Raw genomic sequence first — 19,008 nt, forward strand, 5'->3', positions numbered from 1 at the left:
CTGCTCTTCGATGGACCGCGATAGATGGCGATCGGCAACGACGGTCCCATTTTGCTGCCCAAGGCGCCGCCGCCGCGGCCCGCGGCGCGGCAAGCGGCGATCGATACTGCGCTTCGGAAATTTGACGGGGTCGAGGAAACGGCCCGTGATCGGGCTGGACGCGAGCGGCCGGGGTTGTTCGGATGGGCAAACACGCATCGTGGCCCGGCGAGTGCCCTCGCGACGGCCGCAATGTTAGCCGTAGTCGGCCTGCCGATTGCGCTCGCGACGCTTCGCGACGGTCCGCGGCCAGCTCCTCAGCAACCGACCGCCTCAATAGCAGCTCAACCGACGCAGGAGGCGGCTGACACAGCGGACAACCTGGCGGCATTCGAGCCTTCCGAGAATCAAGCCGTCGCCGATCAGGCTCCGAGCGAACCACAGGCGCCGGCAGCGCGACAGGCCCAACCCAGTCCGGCGCCCATGACGTTGGCCCCAGTCGCGCAAAAGGTAGCCAATGAAGAGCCCGCGCCGGCAATGGCCGCGGCGCCTCCTCCGGCTCCCCCGCCACCGCCGCCCGCTCCAGCGCCGGAGAGAGAAGGATATGCGGCTGAGTCGGGCGCGCAGGACATTGTGGCAACCGGGTCGCGGATACGTTCACCGGATTTATCGGATCGCGCGAACCGGCAGGTTGCCGTCGGGAAGTCCTCGCCGCTGGTGACAGTCGACACCTACGGCGATTTCCTGTCGCGGCTGCAGTCGGCACTGAGGACGGATGACCGGCGTGCAGTCAGCAAGCTCGTCGGATTTCCCCTCACCGTGAACACCGAAGGCGGAGCCAGGACCTACCGCTCGCGTCGGGAGGTCGAGAGCGACTTCGACCGGATCTTCACGCCGGCGGTCAAAGCCGAAATCCTCGGACTGAAGCCCTACGCCATGCGTACTCGCGACGATGGTCGGACGAAGGGCTCCTCTAGGCTCTGGTTCGCCCCGGCCTGCTTCAACGCGTTATGCTCGCCGCCAGGGCCGATCCGCGTCCGCGAAGTGACGCCCTAGCTAGTAGATCGTGACGACGAGCTTCCCGATTACGCGGCGCTCGGCGATCGCGCGGATCGCTTCTCCTGCCCGTTCGAGGGGATAGGTCGCACTGACCTTCGGCGAGATCATCCCCTGCCGCCACAGCTTGAAGAGAGTTTCGACGTGCGCTGCATTGGCCTTCGGATCGCGGGCGGCAAACGCGCCCCAAAACACGCCGCAAACGTCGCAACTCTTCAACAGCGTCAGGTTGAGAGGAAGCTTCGCGATGCCGGCTGGGAAACCGACCACGAGGAAGCGCCCTTCCCATGCGATGCTTCGAAGCGCCGCCTCGGTGTAGTCGCCGCCGACGGGATCGTAGATGACGTCCGCGCCGGCGGGCCCAACCGCCTCCTTGAAGAGCTGGGCGAGCGCCTTCTGGCCATCTTTGTCGAACGGCCCCTGCGGATAAACCACTGCCTCGTCCGCTCCGGCGTCGCGCGCGGCCTGCGCCTTCTCTTCCGAGGAAACAGCGGCAATGACGCGCGCCTCGTAAGCCTTGCCCAGCTCCACCGCCGCAAGGCCAACGCCGCCAGCTGCGCCTAGCACGAGCAAAGTCTGTCCCGCCTGAAGCTTTCCGCGATCGAGCAAGGCATGGATGGACGTCGCGTAGGTTAGCAACAGCGCCGCGCCTTCCTCGAAGCTGCGTTCCTCGGGCAGCCGATATGCGGCGCGCGCCGGGACGACGACCTTCTCGGCTAGGCCTCCGAAACCGGTGACCGCGATGACGCGATCGCCGACGGTCCAGCCTTGAACGCCTTCACCGATGGCCTCGATCTCGCCGGCAATCTCGCCGCCCGGCGCGAACGGCCGGGGCGGCTTCAGCTGATACTTATCCTCGATAATGAGGACGTCGGGAAAATTGATTGCCGCGGCACGGACGCGGACCAGAATCTCGCCCGATCCCGGCTCCGGATCGGGAAGCTCTTCTAGCCGAAGAATTTCCGGTCCGCCGGGCTCATGGCTGAGAAGAGCCCGCACCTACTTCGCCGCTTCCGGGAAAGCGGGAAGCAGCGGGATGTCGTTCGGTTCGTGCTGGATAATCACCTTCGCGCCAGTGTCTTTTGCGAGCTTCTCGAACTTGTCCATCGACTGGAGAGTCTGTTCCCGGCTCGTATTGAACCCCGGTACTGCCCGCTTCTGACGCGCGATCGTCGTATGATAGAGGTCGCCGGTCAGGAGCACCGGTCCCGACGCGAGCTTAACCAGCAAGGCGAGATGGTCGGGCGTATGCCCCGGAAGGTGAAGCGCGACGACGCTACCGTCGCCGAATACGTCGACGTCGGCTGTCGCCAGCGTCACTTTCTTGCCGGCCCCGCGCCAGCCTTTGAGCGAATCCTCCGGCCTGCCGGCGAGCCTTTCAAAGTCGCCCTTACCCACGACCAGCCGCGCATTCGTGAACTGCGCTGCCTGGCCGATGTGGTCGCCGTGCATGTGGCTGATGCCCAGCACGCCTACGTCTGCCGGCTTCACACCGAGCTGGCCGAGCTGGTCCGCCAGCGTTCGGTCGATCGAGGCAACCATGCCATTCTGGTTCATCGGCTTGTTCTTGGTTTCGGCGGGCAAACCGGTGTCCCAAACCATGATCTGATCGCCGTGGCGGATCAGGTAACAGCTGTCCGTGACCTTGCCTGGGCCGGGCGGATAGACGCCCGGACGATCCGAGAAGAAGCCGTTCATGTCCTTGAAGTCGGCATGGCCGCAGTCGAGCCGCGTCAGTGAAAGCGCCGCGGATTGCTTCGACGGTGCGTCAGCGGCCGGAGCCTGATTGTTGGCTTCGGAGCTGGAGGGCGCGCAGGCCGTCATGGCCGCGGTTGCGAAAAGCAGTCCAAGCACGATCGTCCGCATACGCTCTTCCTTCTTCGAGTTTCAGGTAGCCGGTACCTCGACCGCTTCGAACCAGACTTTCCGCCCCGGGAAATCGATCACCATCCGCGTCCTGTCCAGCCAGTCCAGGCCGAGGATCATCGCCGGCCGGCCGGCGACGCCAAACGTTTCGAAAACGGGCAAATCCGCGACCAGCACCGGAGCATGGGCCAGCACGCGGCTGCCAAGGCGAACGTTGGAAATGTGCGTGGCTCCCGTTTCGACCGCCTTGTTTGTCGCGCCCTGGATGACGTCGCCCTTCGCCAGTTTCGCCGGGTTGAGCCCAAGCAACCGTCCAAGCGCCCAGTTGATGCGCGTCTTGCGCGCCCCCGTGTCGATCACTGCCGTCGCAGTCACCTCACCTATCGTGACCGGCACGGTGAGGAGATTGCCCGTGGTCGTCGATGCGGCGACGCTTTGGGTGTCTTCACCCGCGGGCCGGGCACCCTGCGCAAGCAGGGAAATTCGCTTGTGGGGAAGATCGAAGTCCACCGTTCGATCACCGAACAGGTCGAGCCCGACAATGCCCGCGAGCTTCACTCCATCGGCGCGCGGGTCGAGCTTGACGGCCTTGATGCCATCCTTCTGAACCCCGTCGAGGCCAATGCTGCCGAGCGAGACAAGGGGTACTTCATCGCTGCCCGTCTGGCCCTGAAGCGTCTCGCTTCCCGCTACGGTCAGCCCTGCGCTGTCCGCGAAATCCGCGTAGACCGCGCTCGCTTCCGCGCCCGTATCGAATACGAACTGGGCCGTTCCGAAGCTGCCGGTCACCGGCACGGTCGCATGCCCTGTTGGCGCAATCTGCACCGGGACCTCCGCCAGGGCGGGCACCGGCAGGCAAAGCGCCACCAAGGATGCGAGCCACCTCATTCCACGTAATGCGCCGTGGTCTTCTGGCGGACGTCCTCCGCGGTCACTCCCGGAGCTAGCTCGATCAGCTTGAACGGGCTGTCGTGGTCCGGCCGCTGGAATACCGCGAGGTCGGTGATGATCATGTCGACGACGTTCTTGCCCGTCAGCGGAAGGGTGCATTCCGGGATGAACTTCGGATCGCCGTTCTTCGAGACATGCTCCATCACGACGATGATCTTCTTGACGCCTGCGACGAGGTCCATCGCGCCTCCCATGCCCTTGATCATCTTGCCGGGGATCATCCAGTTGGCGATGTCGCCCTTCTCGCTGACTTCCATTGCGCCGAGCACGGTCAGGTCGATGTGCCCGCCCCGGATCATCGCGAAGCTCGCCGCGCTGTCGAAATAGGAGGACGACGGAAGCTCGCTGATCGTCTGCTTGCCGGCGTTGATGAGGTCCGGATCGACCTCGTCCTCGTAGGGGAAGGGCCCGATGCCGAGCATCCCGTTCTCGCTCTGGAGCGTCACTTCCATGCCTTCCGGAATGTTGTTCGCAACGAGCGTTGGAATGCCGATGCCGAGGTTCACGTAATAGCCGTCGCGAAGCTCCTTCGCCGCGCGCGCCGCCATCTGGTCGCGGGTCCAGCCCTTCGTCAGCAAGTCATGGGTCGTCATCATGCAGCCTCCAGCTGACGAACAGTCCGGAACTCGATCTTCTTGTCGTACGGAGCGCCGAGGATCATCCGCTTCACGTAGATCGAAGGCAGGTGGATGCAGTCGGGATCGAGCGATCCGACTGGCACTATCTCCTCGACCTCCGCGATGCACACCTTGCCGCTGGTTGCCGCCGGCTGGTTGAAGTTGCGGGCGGTCTTGCGGAAGATGAGATTGCCGCTTTCGTCGGCCTTCCAGCCCTTGATGATGCTGAGATCGGCGCGGATGCCGCGTTCGAGGACGTAGGTCTCGCCGTCGAACACTTTGGTTTCCTTGCCCTCGGCGACGACGGTGCCGACGCCGGTCTTGGTGTAAAATCCCGCGATGCCCGCACCGCCCGCGCGCAGTCGCTCGGCGAGCGTGCCTTGCGGGGTGAATTCGACCTCCAGCTCGCCTGCCAGGAATTGCCGCTCGAACTCCTTGTTCTCGCCGACGTAGGACGAGATCATTTTCTTCACCTGCTTGGTGCGCAGGAGCTTGCCGAGACCCTCGTTGTCGATGCCGGCATTGTTCGAGGCAATGGTGATGTCCTTGACGCCGCTCGCCTGGATCGCGTCAATCAGCCGCTCCGGGATGCCGCACAGGCCGAACCCGCCAGCAGCAATCGTCATTCCGTCGAACAGAAGGCCGTCGAGAGCTTCTTCGGCGCTGGAATAGATCTTCTTCATCCGCCACTCCTTGGGCCCCGCCTCTGCCGTTCGCGCGGATGAGGGTCAAGGATTCAACGGACGCGGCTGCTCCTGAGGCCGGCGGCGCGAATGCCGGCTTCAGCGCACGCGGCGTCATCGGCAGGCTCCTCACCCGATGCTCCGACGCCGCCGATCCGCGTCTTGCCGTCGGCCGACCAGATGGGAACGCCGCCAGGTACCGTCACGACATGCGGAGCATTGGCGAAGCCCGGCGTTTCCTTCGCCGCCTGTTCCATCTGCGCGGTCGGGAATCCCCAGGCCGCGACTGCCTGAGCCTTCGCTAGCGAGAAATCTATTATTCCGCTGCCGTTGCCGTCCATGCGCAGCGCGGCGACAAGGTGTCCTCCCACATCAACCACCGCGATCGCGTGGCTTTGGTTCCTGGCCGTCGCGTGAGCCGCGCATCCAGCAACGATCGCCTGCGCCGTGCGTGCGTCCAGCGCCGCCTGCTGAGCCTGAAGCGGTGATGCCGAGATTGCCAACATCAGACCGAGACTTGTGGCTCGCATCGCGCCTCCTATGCAGGCTGAAACTCCGCGGGCGCAAGGCCCTCGCGTTCCAGCACGCGTTGAACCGCCGGCCGCTCGAGCAAGCGCTCCAAATGCGCAGCCCAGCGCGAAAAGGCGGCCATGTCCATGCCGATCCTTCTCCCCCAGCGGAAGAAGGTCAGCGCGTATGAGTCTGCGGCCGTGAATCGCCCGCCGGCAAGCCATCCTTCGCCCGACAGGGCCTCAATTTCTGCGAACTGGTTTTCAAGGTTTTCGCGTCCGCCGGCGACAATCGCCGGATGGATGCTTTCGTCCCTCGTGAAGCGGGCTGCGCGCCAGATTTGCGCGAAGGAAATGTGCACTGTGGATGCGAACCAGCCGAGAAGCTCGTTGCAGCGAGCCGCCGCATAGGGATCGTCACGCGGCACCGAGCCGTCCTTGCCGAACAGGTCGGCGATCAGGTTGAGGATCGCGATATTCTCGGTGACCACGCCGTGGCCGGTCCCCAGCGCGGGAACCCGAGCGTGCGGGTTGATTTCAAGGTATTCGGGCTTGAGATGCTCGGCCTGGGCGAGAGTCACCCGGACAGGCTCGAATTCAGCACCGCTTTCCTCGAGCGCGATGTGACTGACGATCGAGCAAGCGCCCGGCGAGTAGAACAGTTTCAGCATTGAGGCCTCCGGGCTCCTCCCTTGGCCGCGGCGTGCGGTTCGACAAGCGGATTCAGCGAAGCAACCGATAAGCTCTGCTTATGCGGACCGGTTTTCGGCCTGGCCCTGCAAACTTCGCAGGCACTCCAGTGCTTCTTCACGCCGATCCCAAGGGACGAACAAATGGTCGTGGTGCAGGGCTGCGATGATGTTCACGCTGATGCCGAGGTCGGCGAGCCTCGACGCCATCACGCCCGTCAGGCCAACCGCATCGAGGCTCGAATGGATCTCCAGGCTGATCCGCGCCCATTCCCCCTGCGAATCAGGATGGATCGAAGTCAGGCCTTCGCCTTCACGAACGAGTGCAAATTGGCCGGCCCCAAGCGAAGGCTCCACGACCGCAGCGAATGCGTAGCGATCCGGGTAGAGCCTTGGCCTCAAGCCCCGCAGAAGCCGGGAAAGATCGCGCTCCCCGGCCAAGGATCAGGAGCGAAGCTTTGCGAGAACGCCCTGGAGCTGCATCGCGTTCGACATGTCGCCTTCGATGCGCAGCTTGCCGGTCATGAACGCCGTCATGCCGTCGAGCTGGCCAGCGGCCATCGCCTGCCAGTCTTCCCAATTGACCTTGATCGTCGTGTCGGCCGCACCATCCTCTTCAGAGACCTGGCTGGCCGCGCCGTCGAGCAGGATCACGCCCTCGCTTCCGAAGTCGAGTTTCACTCGCTTGCCCGGCACCCAGGCCTGACCTTCCTGCATGCGCGAAACGAGTTCCTGCTTGGTCATTGCTTTCTCCTTTGTCAGTAAGCGGTAGCCTCGTGTTGCAGGCGAAACAAGCAGCCGCACGCGGACCATGCCGGGGGCATGGCCGCACGGCTGCTCGCCGCGCATCGCATCCGTAATGACTCTCCTTGGCTAGAGCGGCGCGGAAGCCTATCTGGCGCTCCATGGGATACGAAACCGACCTCAAACTCTTCATCGACGGCATCTGGAAAACCGGCGAAGGCCGCGACGCCCACACCGTCCTCAACCCCGTCAACGCGAGCCCGATCGCCGAGGTGCCTTACGCGACCAAGGCCGACCTCGACGAGGCGCTTGAAGCGTCGAATCGCGCATGGCCGGAGTGGCGCTCGATGGATGTCGAGAAGCGCGGGGCGATCCTTCACAAGGCGGCACAGCTCCTGCGCGAACGCGTCGACCTGATTGCCGCGACCATGACTCAGGAGCAGGGCAAGATCCTTGCCGAGTCCAAGGCCGAAACGCTCGCCTCCGCACAACTGTTCGACTGGTACGCCGAAGACGCCAAGCGCGACTACGGCCGGACCCTCGTCCGCCCGGCAGGCCAGGTCTCGCGAGTGATCCGTCAGCCGGTCGGCCCGGTTGCGACGTTCACGCCGTGGAACTTCCCGCTCTACCTGCTCGCCAAGAAGGTCAGCGCCGCTCTCGCCGCCGGCTGCACGGTCATCTCGCGCCCTCCGCATGAAACACCGGGTGTCGGCACCGAGCTTTTCCGCGCTCTTGCCGATGCCGGCATTCCGAAAGGCGTAGCCCAGCTCGTCCACGGTGAATCGGGCCTCGTCAGCGAGACGCTCATCGCCAGCAGGGTCATCCGCAAGGTCAGCTTCACTGGCTCCACCAATGTCGGCAAACATCTGATGCGCCTTTGCGCCGACAGCATGACGCGCGTGACGATGGAACTCGGCGGCCATGCACCGGTCCTGATCTTCGACGATTGCGACCTTGAAAAGACGCTAGACATGGTCGTTCCGCAGAAGTTCCGGAACGCCGGCCAGGTCTGCGTTTCGCCGACCCGCTTCTACGTGCAGAGCGGCATCTACGAGGCCTTCGTGAAGGGCTTCGCCGAGCGCACCCAGAAGGTGAAGATCGGCAACGGACTTGAAGCGGACACCCGCATGGGTCCGCTCGCCAACAGCCGCCGCCCGGGCGCGATCGAGGCTTTGGTGCAGGACGCCAAGGCCAAGGGCGCGCGCGTCCTCGCCGGCGGCGAGCGCGGCGATGGCGGCTTCTTCTTCCAGCCGACTTTGCTCGCCGACGTTCCCAACGAAGCCGAGATCATGAACGAGGAGCCGTTCGGCCCCGTCGCTGTCTCGCGCCCGTTCGACACGTTCGAGGAAGTGATTGAACAGGCCAACCGACTGCCCTTCGGCCTCGCGGCATTCGCATTCACCGAAAACGGCCGCCGCGCGAACCTGATCGGCGACCTCGTCGAGAGCGGCATGGTCGGGATCAATACATTTGCCATCTCTCTTGCCGACGCGCCGTTTGGGGGCGTGAAGGACAGCGGCTTCGGCTCAGAGGGTGGCAAGGAAGGGATGGAAAGTTACCAGGTGGTCAAGGCGATCCACCAGGCTTAGCTTTTCGTCGCTATTTATGGGCGTTGGCTCTCGCCATGGCGCCTTCCATCTGCGGCCTCGCGCTGGCCCACGCTTCCTCGCGGCAAGGAGCCGTCATCGCCTTTTCCTGCCCGGGAATCGGCGACGGAATGGCGCACATGTAGTCGACCGCCTTGCTCACTCTCTTTTCCATCTCGGTCCGCCCGGCCGCGTCCTTGAGATTGATATCGCCGATGTAAACGACTCGAACCAGGCGATCCTTAGAGGGCGGCAGCTTACGGGTGACGACAATGTCCCCTTCGTCTGGCGCCTGCGCGACCGCGGTCGCTTCCATTGCGAATAAGCTTGCGCATCCAACGGTGACGTACAGTCATCGCAATTCTCCCTATTTCGGAAGTATGCGAGTACGGGTTCACAGGACTGATCAGAATAGGTGATTGTCCGGATGAGGCGGGCGGGGGTGACGACGTAAGCGGCGCTCGCTAGAGGCGCGCCATGACCAAGCGCACCGGCGGCCAGATCCTCGTCGACCAGCTCAGGATCCAGGGCTGCGACCGCATTTTCACCGTCCCCGGGGAGAGCTTTCTCGCCGTCCTCGACGCGCTTCACGATGCGCCTGAGATCGACACGGTCGTGTGCCGCCAGGAAGGCGGGGTTTCCTACATGGCGGACGCGGACGGCAAGATGACCGGTCGGCCGGGCATTGCCTTCGTCACCCGCGGCCCCGGCGCGACCAACGCGACCGCAGGCGTTCACGTCGCCTTCCAGGACTCGACCCCGATGATCCTGTTCATTGGCGATGTCGCGCGCGGCGACCGCGACCGCGAAGGCTTCCAGGAAATCGACTTCCCGGCCTTCTTCGGCCCGATCGCGAAATGGGCCGCGCGGATCGAGGATGCCCGCCGGATTCCGGAATATATCTACCGAGCCTATCGCGTCGCGACCGCCGGACGTCCCGGCCCAGTCGTGCTCGCATTGCCGGAAGACATGCTTCGCGACCAGGTCGAAACAGCGGACCGCCCTCGTGTCCCGCCAGTTGCAGAAGAGCCCGATCCGGGCGCGATCCAGGCCTTGTTCGAGCTCCTCAAGGAAGCCGCTTCGCCGATCGCCATCGTCGGCGGCGCCGACTGGAGCCCGAGAGCGGCGCACCACTTCGCAAATTTCGCCTTCCGATACGGAATTCCTGTTGCTGCCGCGTTCCGCCGGCAGGACGCCATCGACAACAAGTGCGGAGTCTATGCGGGCCAACTCGGGTACGGGCCGAATCCGAAGCTGCAGCAACGCATTCGCGATGCAGACCTGATCCTTGCGGTCGGCGCCCGCCTCGGGGAATCAACGACCGACGGCTATGCGCTCGTCACGCCCGACCATCCCGGGCAGACGCTTGTGCAAGTCCATCCGGACCCGAACGAGCTCGGTCACGTCTATCATGCCGACCTGCCGATCTGCGCCGACATGGGCGAATTCGCGGAGATGATCGACGAGTGGAACGACCCCGATCTCGTCCGTTTCTCATGCGGCGAGCAGGCGCATCAGGAATGGCTCGAATGGTCGGAGCCCAAGCCGCGCGAAGGCGTGACGCTCGATCTTGGCCCGTGCGTCGCAACGATGCGCGAGAAACTCCCACCGAGCACGATCATCTGCAACGGCGCAGGCAACTTCTCGGGCTGGTGGCATCGCTACTGGCGTTACGGCTGCATGCCGACGCAGCTCGCGCCGACGTCGGGGACTATGGGCTACGGCCTACCCGCAGCGGTGGCGGGAGCATTGCGCTTCAAGGACCGCCCGGTCGTCTGTGTCGCCGGCGACGGCGACTTCCTGATGAACGGACAGGAGCTGGCGACCGCGGCGCAATATGGCGCGGACCTGCTCGTCATCATCGTCGACAATGGCGCGTACGGCACCATCCGTATGCACCAGGAGCGCGAGTATCCGAAGCGCCTCTCGGCAACCCAGCTCAACAATCCGGATTTCGCTGCGCTCGCCCGAGCGTTCGGCGGCTGGGCGGAGACGGTCGACAAGACTGCGGACTTCGCCCCGGCGCTCGATCGGGCGATGGAGCAGAAGGGCATCCGCCTGATCCACTGCAAGACCGACGTCGAGCAAATCACCAACGCGACGACGATCTCGAAAATCCGGGAGAAAGCGGGGGCCTAAGCCCTCTCCTCCGGCCTTCTCCAGAAGAGCCGGTCGTTCAATCCGGCAGGGTCTGAAACGCCCCGCTCCTTCGGCTTGTCGTGCTTCGCAGGCAGCTTCGAACCGGTCGGCGCAACGCGTTCGATTACACCCTCAAGCTCATCCTGGAAGCTGCCCGGCGACTTGGGCCGGCGATGCGCCATCACATCCTCCGTTACACTGGCATCGGCACAATTGGTTAACGATCGAGACTGCTGATTTGCTGCAAGAAAAGAGTCCGATCCGGCGATTACAAGCCGAACGGATAGGTCTCCTCTTCGCCCGGACGCATTTCGCCGGGGAGCGGCGTCACGGCTTCGGTTTCGTCGAACCAGACCCAGGCGTCGAACTGCTGATGCAAGACACATTCGGAATAGTGGCTCCAGCGCTCCGTCTCTGGGCGGTAGATGACACCGATGAACCGCTCGAGGCGCTCCTCGCCGAGCGCTTGCCGCAATTCGCGACCGATCTCCTCCGTCCTCAGGTCCAGCAGGAACCGGCTCACGCCGCTGTCGTGAGACATACGTTCGTGACTGCCCTCCAGCGACGGGCGCACCTGCTTGACCCGCATCGGCTCGTCCCAGTCGTCCGCCGCCGCGACCGTTCCGGTATGCGTCCCGAAGCCGATCAGCCGCGCTTTCGCGTCGAACATGTCCTTGCACAGCTGGCCGATGTTGAACTCGCCGCGACTTTTGCCCATGTCCGTGTGCGCGGCATTGCCGATGTGGCTGTTGTGCGCCCAGACGATCGCCTTGGACCGCGGTCCCTTCGCGTCGAGCAGCTGATTGAGCGTCTCGAACATGTGCGTGTCGCGCAGATTCCAACTCTCCGCCGCGCCTTCGTACATGACGCGGTAATAGGCCTCGGCATTCTTCACGAGCCGAGCGTTAGCAGCAGCGTCGAGCCACTCATCGCACTCGATCGTGAGGCAATCGAAATTGCGCTGCATTAGGTCGCGCAGCATCTCCAGCACCGGCGCCTGGCAGCGTGCATAGCCTTCGAAGATGGCCATTCGCCCGTAGGTTGCTGGATGATCGGCCCATGGCTCCAGGCAGGCGTAGCGCCGGCGCGCGATCTTCGCGGCTTCCGGATCCTCCTTTTCGAGAAAGTCGATGACCGCGCGCATGGATGCCTGAAGATTGTAAAGGTCGAGGCCATAGAAACCCGCCATCTGCTCGTACTGACGTTGTTCGTTGTACTCCCGAAGCCAGCGGATGAAGGCGTCGACGTCGGAGTTGCGCCACATCCAGGTCGGGAAGCGCTCGAAGGCGCGGAGTTCGCCTTCACGCCACGGACGGTGACGGACGTAGCGGTCGATTGTAGCGGCGTCGGGCCAGTCGGCCTCGACCGCGACGATGTTGAAGCCATGACGCTCGATCAGCCGCTTGGAAATGGCCGCCCGCGCCCGATAGAATTCGCTCGTTCCGTGGCTTGCTTCGCCGAGCAGGACGACCCGCGCATCGCCGAAGCGGTCGAACATGGCTCCGAAGGCCGGATCGTCCAGATCGGGCAGCGGTTCGGCAGCTCGCCGGATCAATTCGGGCAGAAGCTGCAGGTCTGCGTCAACGTTCACTCCAGCCCTCCTCGCCGATCAAGGGCACGAAGCGGACTCCGCCGAGGCTTTCCTGCGTAATCCTTCCATCCGGCAGCTTCGTCACTTTCACGAGCTCCTGCGCCCAGCCCGGGTCGCCGATCGGCATTACAAGGCGGCCTCCCGGCGCAAGTTCGCCCAGCAGCGGCTTTGGAATGTGGCTTCCGCTCGCAGCCGCCAGAATCGCGTCGAACGGAGCCTCGCTCGGACAACCGCGCGTGCCGTCGCCTTCGACGATGCGCACATTATCATATCCGAGCCGCTTGAGCCTCTCCCGCGCCACCTCGACGAGATCGTGCTGCCGTTCGATCCCGATAACCTCGCGCACGATGCGGCTCATGACCGCTGCGGCGTAGCCGGAACCCGCGCCGACCTCGAGAACCTTGTCACCAGGCTTTATGCCCGCCGCAGCGATCATCAGCGCTACGATGTAGGGCTGGGAAATGGTCTGCCGGGCCTCGATCGGAAGCGGATGATCTTCATAAGCGGCAGAGGCATAATCGGCGGAGACGAACGCCTCCCGCGGCACCTCCCGAAAGGCGTCAAGAATTGCAGGATCCGTGATTCCGCGCGCCTCAATCTGGCGCTGGACCATGCGCTCGCGGAGTTCGGCGAATTCAGGCATAAGCCCGCCTCCAGCACAAGAACCGAGATCGGAGAGGCACGTTCCGATGGCTACGATGGACGTACGGTTTTCCGGGTCAGTACCCGCGAACTACGAGAAGCATTTGGTGCCGCTGCTCTTCCGTCCTTATGCGCAGGTGATGGCGGAGCGCGCGGCCGAGTTTCAGCCGGGGGACATTCTAGAGACCGCCGCCGGGACGGGTGTCGTCACGGACGCATTGTCGAAGGCGCTCCCGGCCGCCCGGATCGTCGCGACGGATCTCAACCAGGCGATGCTCGACGTGGCCGCGACGCGCGTTTCTTCAGGCAATGTGACGTTCCGGCAGGCCGATGCGCTCGAGCTTCCGTTCGAAGATCAAAGCTTCGACCTGGTCGTCTGCCAGTTTGGCGTGATGTTCTACCCGGACAAGGTGAAGGGAAATACCGAAGCGCGCAGAGTGCTTCGCGACGGCGGGCATTATTTGTTTGCGGTGTGGGACCGGATCGACCGGAACATTCTCAGCAACATCGCGAACGAGAGCATGCGGGAGCTGTTTCCCGACAACCCGCCCCAGTTCATGACGCGCGGACCGTTCAGCTATTACGACCCTGAGTGGATCGAGAGAGATCTCCGCTCGGCCGGCTTCAACGACATCGAGCTCGATACGATCACCTTGGACAGCCGCAGCTCGTCAGCCGAGGACGGTGCGCGAGGGCTCGTCTACGGTTCTCCGATGGGTGTCGAGCTGGCGATGGACGACTATGGGCCGGACGCGCTCGACCGGGTCTACGAGAAAGTGCTGAAGGCCATGCGCGAGTATGAAGGACCGGACGGATTCGGCGCGCCGATGACGGCGCACATCGTGACCGCGGCTAAATAAGTCCCGCAAGCGGACTGCTGGGATCGGCGTAGCGGCGCTTTTGCATCCGTCCTGAAAGATAGGCCAGCCGGCCCGCTTCCACCGCGGCTTTCATCGCGCGAGCCATCATGACCGGGTCCTTCGCCTCGGCGATTGCCGTGTTCATCAGGACCCCGTCGCAGCCCAGCTCCATCGCCTGTGCGGCATCGCTCGCGGTGCCGACGCCGGCATCGACCAGAACGGGGACGCCGGCGCCCTCGACGATCAGGCGGATTGTCACGCGGTTCTGGATTCCCAGGCCGGAGCCGATCGGCGCGCCCAGCGGCATGATCGCGACCGCGCCTGCTTCTTCAAGCTGCTTCGCGGCGATGGGATCGTCGACGCAATAGACCATCGGCTCGAAGCCCTCCTTCACGAGGACTTCGGTCGCGCGGAGTGTCTCGCGCATGTCGGGATAGAGTGTTTTCGCCTCGCCGAGCACTTCCAGCTTCACGAGGTTCCAGCCACCCGCCTCTCGTGCCAGGCGAAGGGTACGGATGGCATCGTCAGCGGTGAAGCAACCCGCCGTATTTGGAAGGTAGGTGATCTTCTTCGGGTCGATGAAGTCGGTCAGCATCGGTTCGTTTGGGTTGGAGATGTTAATCCGGCGAACGGCGACCGTGACGATCTCCGCGCCCGACGCTTCGACCGCCGCCGCATTTTCTTCGAGGCTCTTGTACTTCCCCGTTCCGACGATCAGCCGCGACGTGAAGGTACGGCCCGCGACGGTCCACGTGTCGGCTTTCACTGGGGCTTCGACGTTCATTCAACCGCCTCCGACGAACCGGACGATCTCGAAATCATCGCCGTCCTGCACAGTCACTTCGCGCAGGGTCGATCGCGGAACGACCTCGAGATTACGCTCGACGGCAACCCGAATGGGATCGAAGCCAAGCTCGCTGACGAGCTCTGCAATGCTGATGCCCTCATTCACCCGGCGATGCTCGCCGTTGATGCGGACCTGGACTGTATGATCAACCGTCATTTGTACGGGGCAGATAGGAACGTACGGCCTCCCGCGCAATTGAAGACAGGCGCGCTTTCACTGGACGCCGCCGCGCGAGGCGGTAAGACGCGGCGCGAGTTGGCCCGTGTGGGCGTGAATTAGGGGATTCGGAATGGCCGAGACCGGCAAGGGCGGCGCCGACAAGGGCGCATCGATGCGTGTCGATACTGCCCTCGTGCGTGAGCTCGCGGAAATGCTGACCGCCAATGACCTCAACGAGATCGAGGTCGAGGATGGCGACCGGAAGATCAAGGTACGGCGTGACGCGCCGACGGCGGTTGTAGCCGCTCCGGCGCCAGCGGCTGCAGCGCCTGCGGCGGCTCCGGCTGCTGCCGCGCCGGCAGCTCCACAGGAAGACGTCGGCGGCGATCCCGTGAAGTCGCCGATGGTCGGCACCGCCTTCATGTCTCCGGAGCCCGGTGCGAAGCCGTTCGTCGCGGTCGGACAGGCTGTGAAGGCCGGTGACACCCTCCTCATTGTCGAAGCGATGAAGGTGATGAATCCGATCGTGGCGCCCAAAGCCGGCACGGTGAAGAAGATCAACGTCGCCGACGGCCAGCCCGTCGAGTTCGATCAAACGCTGGTGGTGCTCGGCTAGGCCATGCCCATTAAAAAGCTATTGATCGCAAATCGCGGCGAGATTGCGCTGCGTATCCACCGTGCTTGCCATGAGCTGGGGATCAAGACGGTCGCGGTTCATTCGACCGCAGACTCCGACGCGATGCACGTGCGCCTGGCCGACGAGACCGTCTGCATCGGCCCACCCTCAGCGACCGAATCCTACCTCAACATCCCGAACATCATTTCGGCGGCAGAGATCGTCCACGCCGACGCAATCCACCCCGGCTACGGCTTTCTGTCCGAGAACGCGCAGTTCGCCGAGATCGTCGAGAGTCATGGGATCATCTGGGTTGGCCCCAAGCCGGAGCACATCCGGATCATGGGCGACAAGATCGAGGCGAAACGCACCGCCGCTAAGCTCGGCCTTCCGCTCGTTCCGGGGTCTGCAGGCGCGTTGACCAGCGTCGCCGAGGCGCACGAGCTCGCAAAGGAAATCGGCTATCCAGTGCTGATCAAGGCCGCTTCCGGCGGCGGCGGCCGCGGGATGAAGGTCGTCCAGTCCGACGACCAGCTAGAAAGCCTGATGAGCCAGGCGGCGTCCGAGGCGCGCTCCGCGTTCGGCGACGACACCGTCTACATGGAAAAATACCTCGCCGACCCGCGCCACATCGAATTCCAGGTGTTCGGCGACGGCAATGGCGCGGCGATCCATCTGGGCGAACGCGACTGCTCGCTCCAGCGCCGGCACCAGAAGGTGCTCGAGGAAGCCCCCTCCCCGGTCATCACGCCGGAAGAACGCGAACGGATGGGCGAGATCGTCCGCAAGGCGATGAGCGACATGTGCTATCGCGGCGCCGGCACGATTGAGTTCCTGTACGAGAACGGCGAGTTCTACTTCATCGAGATGAACACGCGGCTGCAGGTCGAGCATCCGGTGACCGAAATGATCAGCGGCATCGACCTGGTGCGTGAGCAAATCCGCGTCGCTCAAGGCGAAGGCCTGTCGGTCACGCAGGACCAGGTCCACCTCCAGGGCCACGCGATCGAGTGCCGGATCAACGCCGAGGATCCGATGACCTTCGCGCCTTCACCGGGTCTCGTGACGAATTTCGTCGCGCCGGGCGGCATGCACGTGCGCGTCGATAGCGGACTCTACACCGGCTACCGGGTGCCGCCTTACTACGACAGCATGATCGGCAAGCTGATCGTCTACGGCACCACGCGTGAGCGCTGCATCATGCGCCTCCGCCGTGCGCTCGAAGAGTTTGTGGTCGAGGGCATGAAGACGACCATCCCGCTCCACCAGGCGCTGGTTCGCGACGAGGAATTCCTGCGCGGCGAGTACACCATCAAGTGGCTGGAACAGTGGCTGGAAAAGCAGCGCGTCGCTGCAGAGTAGTCGGAATCCGCCGAGGCCCTAATGTCCGCAATGGGTGGAAAGCTGACATTAGCGATTATGCGGGGACACGGCTGAAGAGCGGGTCCCTTTCCGCTCGTTCGGCACAAGCCTCAAATGTCGCCTTGTAGGCTCCCGGTTCCCGGCGGATGGTTCTGCGGACTATCTCTGCTCGTCGATTGTCAGCACGGGACAGGGCGTGCGCATACCACTGCTTCACGGGCGTAACTGCGCGCATTTGCTGAACATCCTGGGCCAAGATTTCCGCGAACACGTTAGCGACAACGGCGCAGTCAGCGTCGTCATTCGGATTTGGTGGAACGTTTCCGCGACAGCCAACAAGCAACGATGAGGCGAACATAACGACAAGACCCCGCATCGGCTCTCCTCAGGCTTATCTCCGGCGCATCAAACAGCAGGAAGCTAATGTCCGCAATGGGTCGAAAGCGGACATTTATCGTTGAGCGGCTCGTACCCAAAGTGTGCCGGCAGGGGTTGGGCCAATTATGTCACCAAGCGACGTGCGCCTGCTACTCCAGATACGCAATCAATCAACGCGCATGTAATCCGGCTGGATGGCTCTGCGCCGCCAATATTCAACCAATCCAACTCCGGCGCACAAGGGGAGGAACCGCCGGTCGGCTCGCATGGCGCGGCATGGCGGCATGAACAGCCAATAGGTATCGATTCTGTGCAGGGCGTCCCCCACGTCGGGGCCGTAAGCCGTCTCGCTGCGTCGAACCGTCTTCCCCCGGCCTAACAGGTAGCCGTTCGCAATTTCGAAGGCGGTGTCGAGATCCCCGAGCGCGGAGAGAACCATGACTGCCCCGCCGCTCGCGAGCCCGCCGGGGTTCTGAGGCATGGCGAGGCAAGCTTGGCGGGCGTTTGCAATTGCGCCGTTAGACCGCTGCTCTAGGGCATCGAGGCAGGCTTGCCACATCTGCTTCTCGGCTGCCCCGGCGATCATCTTCGGATCGGCCTCGAGCATCTCCCGGGCGGCCGCCGGCCGATCGGTGAAGGCATAAAGAATGAACCGGACCGACCAAACCCACGCACTCGCGGGAAATTGAACCCGCAGCTGTTCGATGACATTGTCGGCGGCAGCCACCCGGCCGAAGATCCATAGTTTCTGTGCGCGCCTGCCAAGCAGCACCGGCGAGAGCGGCGCGGTGCGAACATGCCGTTCGTTCCACCCCCAGGACTCGCGGGTCAGGCCGGCCGCTTGCAGGAGCGAAGCGAGTTCGCCGATCGCCATCGTGTTCACAGGCCGCAGAGCGATGATGCGGCGTAGCAACCGGTCGCGCGACCACCAGTCGAGCGCTGATCCCTGGACCTCGAACAAGGCGAGCAGCGCGTTCGGTTCCTGTGGGTCAATCGCCAGCGCCTTCTGCGTTGCCTCGACTGCCGAATTGACAGCCTCGGCGGATCGGGATGGCGGCGCGACTTGTGCGAAGTAGCTGCGGCTGAGCGCGAGCCAGCCGAAGGCGCGGGCGCTATCCGGATGGATGCGCACGGCCTCCTCCGCCGCGCGCAGCGCCAGGTCCGGTCGGAAGAACTGATCGTCGCCGGCAAGACCTTTATCAGCCTGTCGCAGGAGCTGCTCGAACCGCTTTTCCTTGAGGTCATTGACCGCAGCCCATCCGCCGATGGCGCCAAGAGCCACTACGCCGAGCGAGCCGCCGGCTAACTCTCTGCGGGTGAAATGGCCGGACTTTCGGTCGGAGCTTGCCCGCGCGCTTTGGGTAACCTTTCCGATCAGCCGATAACCCGTCCGCGTGATCGTTTCGATTTCGAAGCTGCCGCGCGCGACGTCGATGCTCAGTCTCCGCAGTGAACCGATCACTCGGTTGAGGCTGTCTTCGCCGACGTAGACGCCACCCCAGCATCGCTCGAACAAGGTCTCGCGCGAAACAACCACCCCAGGCTGCTCAGCCAGTACGACAAGGACCTGCATGACGCGCGGCTCGACAGCGGCGGTGCCGCCTGGGCCTGTCACCGTTCGACGCGATGGACTGACGGCCGCGTCGCCCAATCGAAAGTCGGTCATGCGGGCAAGGTCCGCGGGCGCCAAGGTACCCGATCCTCGCTCGCGTAAAGCGTCCATCCCCAGTCACC

The 19,008-nt window shown here is 63.9% G+C and carries 20 protein-coding genes and 1 pseudogene; 6 read left to right on the top strand and 15 right to left on the bottom strand.

The window, feature by feature from the left end:
* Positions 1 to 24: 24 nt before the first annotated feature.
* Entirely contained in the window at positions 25 to 1,035 is a 1,011-nt protein-coding gene (locus ACMC5O_RS08105) for a hypothetical protein (RefSeq protein ID WP_187709202.1), read from the top strand.
* On the opposite strand, the gene ACMC5O_RS08110 is transcribed toward ACMC5O_RS08105, so the two are convergent.
* From ACMC5O_RS08110 to ACMC5O_RS08150, 9 genes are all read right to left on the bottom strand, one after another.
* On the bottom strand, positions 1,036 to 2,034 hold the full coding sequence (locus ACMC5O_RS08110; RefSeq protein ID WP_426692672.1) for an NADPH:quinone oxidoreductase family protein: 999 nt from the start codon (positions 2,032 to 2,034) through the stop codon (positions 1,036 to 1,038). It abuts the gene before it with no gap.
* Positions 2,035 to 2,901: an N-acyl homoserine lactonase family protein gene (locus ACMC5O_RS08115; protein ID WP_246444388.1), complete on the bottom strand. Its 867-nt coding sequence runs from the start codon at positions 2,899 to 2,901 to the stop codon at positions 2,035 to 2,037.
* Between the two features lie 21 nt (positions 2,902 to 2,922).
* Entirely contained in the window at positions 2,923 to 3,789 is an 867-nt protein-coding gene (locus tag ACMC5O_RS08120) for a retroviral-like aspartic protease family protein (RefSeq protein ID WP_187709201.1), read from the bottom strand.
* Positions 3,786 to 4,445 (bottom strand): CoA transferase subunit B, encoded by a 660-nt coding sequence (locus tag ACMC5O_RS08125; protein WP_426693522.1) that lies wholly within the window; start codon positions 4,443 to 4,445, stop codon positions 3,786 to 3,788. Before ACMC5O_RS08125 ends, ACMC5O_RS08120 begins: the two co-directional genes overlap by 4 nt.
* Positions 4,445 to 5,152 (bottom strand): CoA transferase subunit A, encoded by a 708-nt coding sequence (locus tag ACMC5O_RS08130; protein ID WP_187709200.1) that lies wholly within the window; start codon positions 5,150 to 5,152, stop codon positions 4,445 to 4,447. Before ACMC5O_RS08130 ends, ACMC5O_RS08125 begins: the two co-directional genes overlap by 1 nt.
* Before the next feature lie 53 nt (positions 5,153 to 5,205).
* Positions 5,206 to 5,682 carry a GlcG/HbpS family heme-binding protein gene (locus ACMC5O_RS08135; protein ID WP_187709199.1) on the bottom strand — a complete coding sequence of 159 codons (477 nt, stop codon included), beginning with the start codon at positions 5,680 to 5,682 and terminating at the stop codon, positions 5,206 to 5,208.
* Positions 5,683 to 5,690: 8 nt separating this feature from the next.
* Positions 5,691 to 6,332: a glutathione S-transferase family protein gene (locus ACMC5O_RS08140; RefSeq protein WP_187709198.1), complete on the bottom strand. Its 642-nt coding sequence runs from the start codon at positions 6,330 to 6,332 to the stop codon at positions 5,691 to 5,693.
* Between the two features lie 78 nt (positions 6,333 to 6,410).
* The gene (locus ACMC5O_RS08145) at positions 6,411 to 6,791 is read right to left on the bottom strand and encodes an ACT domain-containing protein (protein ID WP_426692673.1); all 381 of its coding nucleotides are present in this window, start codon (positions 6,789 to 6,791) and stop codon (positions 6,411 to 6,413) included.
* Between the two features lie 3 nt (positions 6,792 to 6,794).
* Positions 6,795 to 7,094, bottom strand: a complete 300-nt coding sequence (locus ACMC5O_RS08150) for an SCP2 sterol-binding domain-containing protein (RefSeq protein ID WP_187709197.1) — start codon at positions 7,092 to 7,094, stop codon at positions 6,795 to 6,797.
* A 161-nt stretch (positions 7,095 to 7,255) separates the two neighbouring features.
* Between ACMC5O_RS08150 and ACMC5O_RS08155 the strand changes: the two genes are divergently transcribed.
* The gene (locus ACMC5O_RS08155) at positions 7,256 to 8,683 is read left to right on the top strand and encodes an NAD-dependent succinate-semialdehyde dehydrogenase (RefSeq protein ID WP_187709196.1); all 1,428 of its coding nucleotides are present in this window, start codon (positions 7,256 to 7,258) and stop codon (positions 8,681 to 8,683) included.
* Between the two features lie 10 nt (positions 8,684 to 8,693).
* On the opposite strand, the gene ACMC5O_RS08160 is transcribed toward ACMC5O_RS08155, so the two are convergent.
* Entirely contained in the window at positions 8,694 to 9,032 is a 339-nt protein-coding gene (locus ACMC5O_RS08160; RefSeq protein WP_281389478.1) for a UrcA family protein, read from the bottom strand.
* A 125-nt stretch (positions 9,033 to 9,157) separates the two neighbouring features.
* On the opposite strand from ACMC5O_RS08160, the gene ACMC5O_RS08165 reads away from it, so the two are divergent.
* A complete protein-coding gene (locus tag ACMC5O_RS08165) occupies positions 9,158 to 10,819 on the top strand; it encodes a thiamine pyrophosphate-binding protein (protein WP_426692674.1) in 1,662 nt (553 codons plus the stop codon).
* On the opposite strand, the gene ACMC5O_RS08170 is transcribed toward ACMC5O_RS08165, so the two are convergent.
* From ACMC5O_RS08170 to ACMC5O_RS08180, 3 genes are all read right to left on the bottom strand, one after another.
* Complete coding sequence (locus ACMC5O_RS08170) at positions 10,816 to 11,001, bottom strand: hypothetical protein (RefSeq protein WP_187710020.1); 186 nt, start codon at positions 10,999 to 11,001, stop codon at positions 10,816 to 10,818. The two genes, ACMC5O_RS08165 and ACMC5O_RS08170, sit on opposite strands and share 4 nt — an antisense overlap.
* An 86-nt stretch (positions 11,002 to 11,087) precedes the next feature.
* The gene (locus tag ACMC5O_RS08175) at positions 11,088 to 12,410 is read right to left on the bottom strand and encodes an erythromycin esterase family protein (protein WP_246444713.1); all 1,323 of its coding nucleotides are present in this window, start codon (positions 12,408 to 12,410) and stop codon (positions 11,088 to 11,090) included.
* Positions 12,400 to 13,053, bottom strand: coding sequence for a protein-L-isoaspartate(D-aspartate) O-methyltransferase (locus tag ACMC5O_RS08180; protein ID WP_246444384.1), 654 nt, complete (start codon positions 13,051 to 13,053; stop codon positions 12,400 to 12,402). Before ACMC5O_RS08180 ends, ACMC5O_RS08175 begins: the two co-directional genes overlap by 11 nt.
* Positions 13,054 to 13,099: 46 nt before the next feature.
* Here ACMC5O_RS08180 and ACMC5O_RS08185 point away from each other — a divergent pair, with 46 nt between their 5' ends.
* The gene (locus tag ACMC5O_RS08185) at positions 13,100 to 13,912 is read left to right on the top strand and encodes a class I SAM-dependent methyltransferase (RefSeq protein WP_426692675.1); all 813 of its coding nucleotides are present in this window, start codon (positions 13,100 to 13,102) and stop codon (positions 13,910 to 13,912) included.
* Here ACMC5O_RS08185 and thiS read toward each other — a convergent pair.
* A pseudogene (gene thiS, locus ACMC5O_RS08190) lies at positions 13,905 to 14,915 on the bottom strand (sulfur carrier protein ThiS). The gene ACMC5O_RS08185 and the pseudogene thiS overlap by 8 nt on opposite strands.
* 133 nt (positions 14,916 to 15,048) lie before the next feature.
* Between thiS and accB the strand changes: the two are divergent.
* Entirely contained in the window at positions 15,049 to 15,534 is a 486-nt protein-coding gene (gene accB, locus ACMC5O_RS08195; protein ID WP_187709193.1) for an acetyl-CoA carboxylase biotin carboxyl carrier protein, read from the top strand.
* A gap of 3 nt (positions 15,535 to 15,537) precedes the next feature.
* Positions 15,538 to 16,896 (top strand): acetyl-CoA carboxylase biotin carboxylase subunit, encoded by a 1,359-nt coding sequence (gene accC / locus ACMC5O_RS08200; protein WP_426692676.1) that lies wholly within the window; start codon positions 15,538 to 15,540, stop codon positions 16,894 to 16,896.
* Between the two features lie 544 nt (positions 16,897 to 17,440).
* Here accC and ACMC5O_RS08205 read toward each other — a convergent pair.
* Positions 17,441 to 18,997, bottom strand: a complete 1,557-nt coding sequence (locus tag ACMC5O_RS08205) for a winged helix-turn-helix domain-containing protein (protein WP_187709192.1) — start codon at positions 18,995 to 18,997, stop codon at positions 17,441 to 17,443.
* Positions 18,998 to 19,008 lie beyond the last annotated feature (11 nt).

Origin of the sequence: Sphingomonas sediminicola, from assembly GCF_049991885.1 — a bacterium.
Taxonomy (GTDB): domain Bacteria; phylum Pseudomonadota; class Alphaproteobacteria; order Sphingomonadales; family Sphingomonadaceae; genus Sphingomicrobium; species Sphingomicrobium sediminicola.

Bases quoted from the DNA above. Each gene is read 5' to 3' on its own strand.
- ACMC5O_RS08105 (WP_187709202.1), top strand. From the start codon at position 25: ATGGCGATCGGCAACGACGGTCCCATTTTGCTGCCCAAGGCGCCGCCG.
- ACMC5O_RS08115 (WP_246444388.1), bottom strand. From the start codon at position 2,901: ATGCGGACGATCGTGCTTGGACTGCTTTTCGCAACCGCGGCCATGACG.
- ACMC5O_RS08120 (WP_187709201.1), bottom strand. From the start codon at position 3,789: ATGAGGTGGCTCGCATCCTTGGTGGCGCTTTGCCTGCCGGTGCCCGCC.
- ACMC5O_RS08125 (WP_426693522.1), bottom strand. From the start codon at position 4,445: ATGACGACCCATGACTTGCTGACGAAGGGCTGGACCCGCGACCAGATG.
- ACMC5O_RS08130 (WP_187709200.1), bottom strand. From the start codon at position 5,152: ATGAAGAAGATCTATTCCAGCGCCGAAGAAGCTCTCGACGGCCTTCTG.
- ACMC5O_RS08135 (WP_187709199.1), bottom strand. From the start codon at position 5,682: ATGCGAGCCACAAGTCTCGGTCTGATGTTGGCAATCTCGGCATCACCG.
- ACMC5O_RS08140 (WP_187709198.1), bottom strand. From the start codon at position 6,332: ATGCTGAAACTGTTCTACTCGCCGGGCGCTTGCTCGATCGTCAGTCAC.
- ACMC5O_RS08150 (WP_187709197.1), bottom strand. From the start codon at position 7,094: ATGACCAAGCAGGAACTCGTTTCGCGCATGCAGGAAGGTCAGGCCTGG.
- ACMC5O_RS08155 (WP_187709196.1), top strand. From the start codon at position 7,256: ATGGGATACGAAACCGACCTCAAACTCTTCATCGACGGCATCTGGAAA.
- ACMC5O_RS08165 (WP_426692674.1), top strand. From the start codon at position 9,158: ATGACCAAGCGCACCGGCGGCCAGATCCTCGTCGACCAGCTCAGGATC.
- ACMC5O_RS08170 (WP_187710020.1), bottom strand. From the start codon at position 11,001: ATGGCGCATCGCCGGCCCAAGTCGCCGGGCAGCTTCCAGGATGAGCTT.
- ACMC5O_RS08180 (WP_246444384.1), bottom strand. From the start codon at position 13,053: ATGCCTGAATTCGCCGAACTCCGCGAGCGCATGGTCCAGCGCCAGATT.
- ACMC5O_RS08185 (WP_426692675.1), top strand. From the start codon at position 13,100: ATGGCTACGATGGACGTACGGTTTTCCGGGTCAGTACCCGCGAACTAC.
- accB (WP_187709193.1), top strand. From the start codon at position 15,049: ATGGCCGAGACCGGCAAGGGCGGCGCCGACAAGGGCGCATCGATGCGT.
- accC (WP_426692676.1), top strand. From the start codon at position 15,538: ATGCCCATTAAAAAGCTATTGATCGCAAATCGCGGCGAGATTGCGCTG.
- ACMC5O_RS08205 (WP_187709192.1), bottom strand. From the start codon at position 18,997: ATGGACGCTTTACGCGAGCGAGGATCGGGTACCTTGGCGCCCGCGGAC.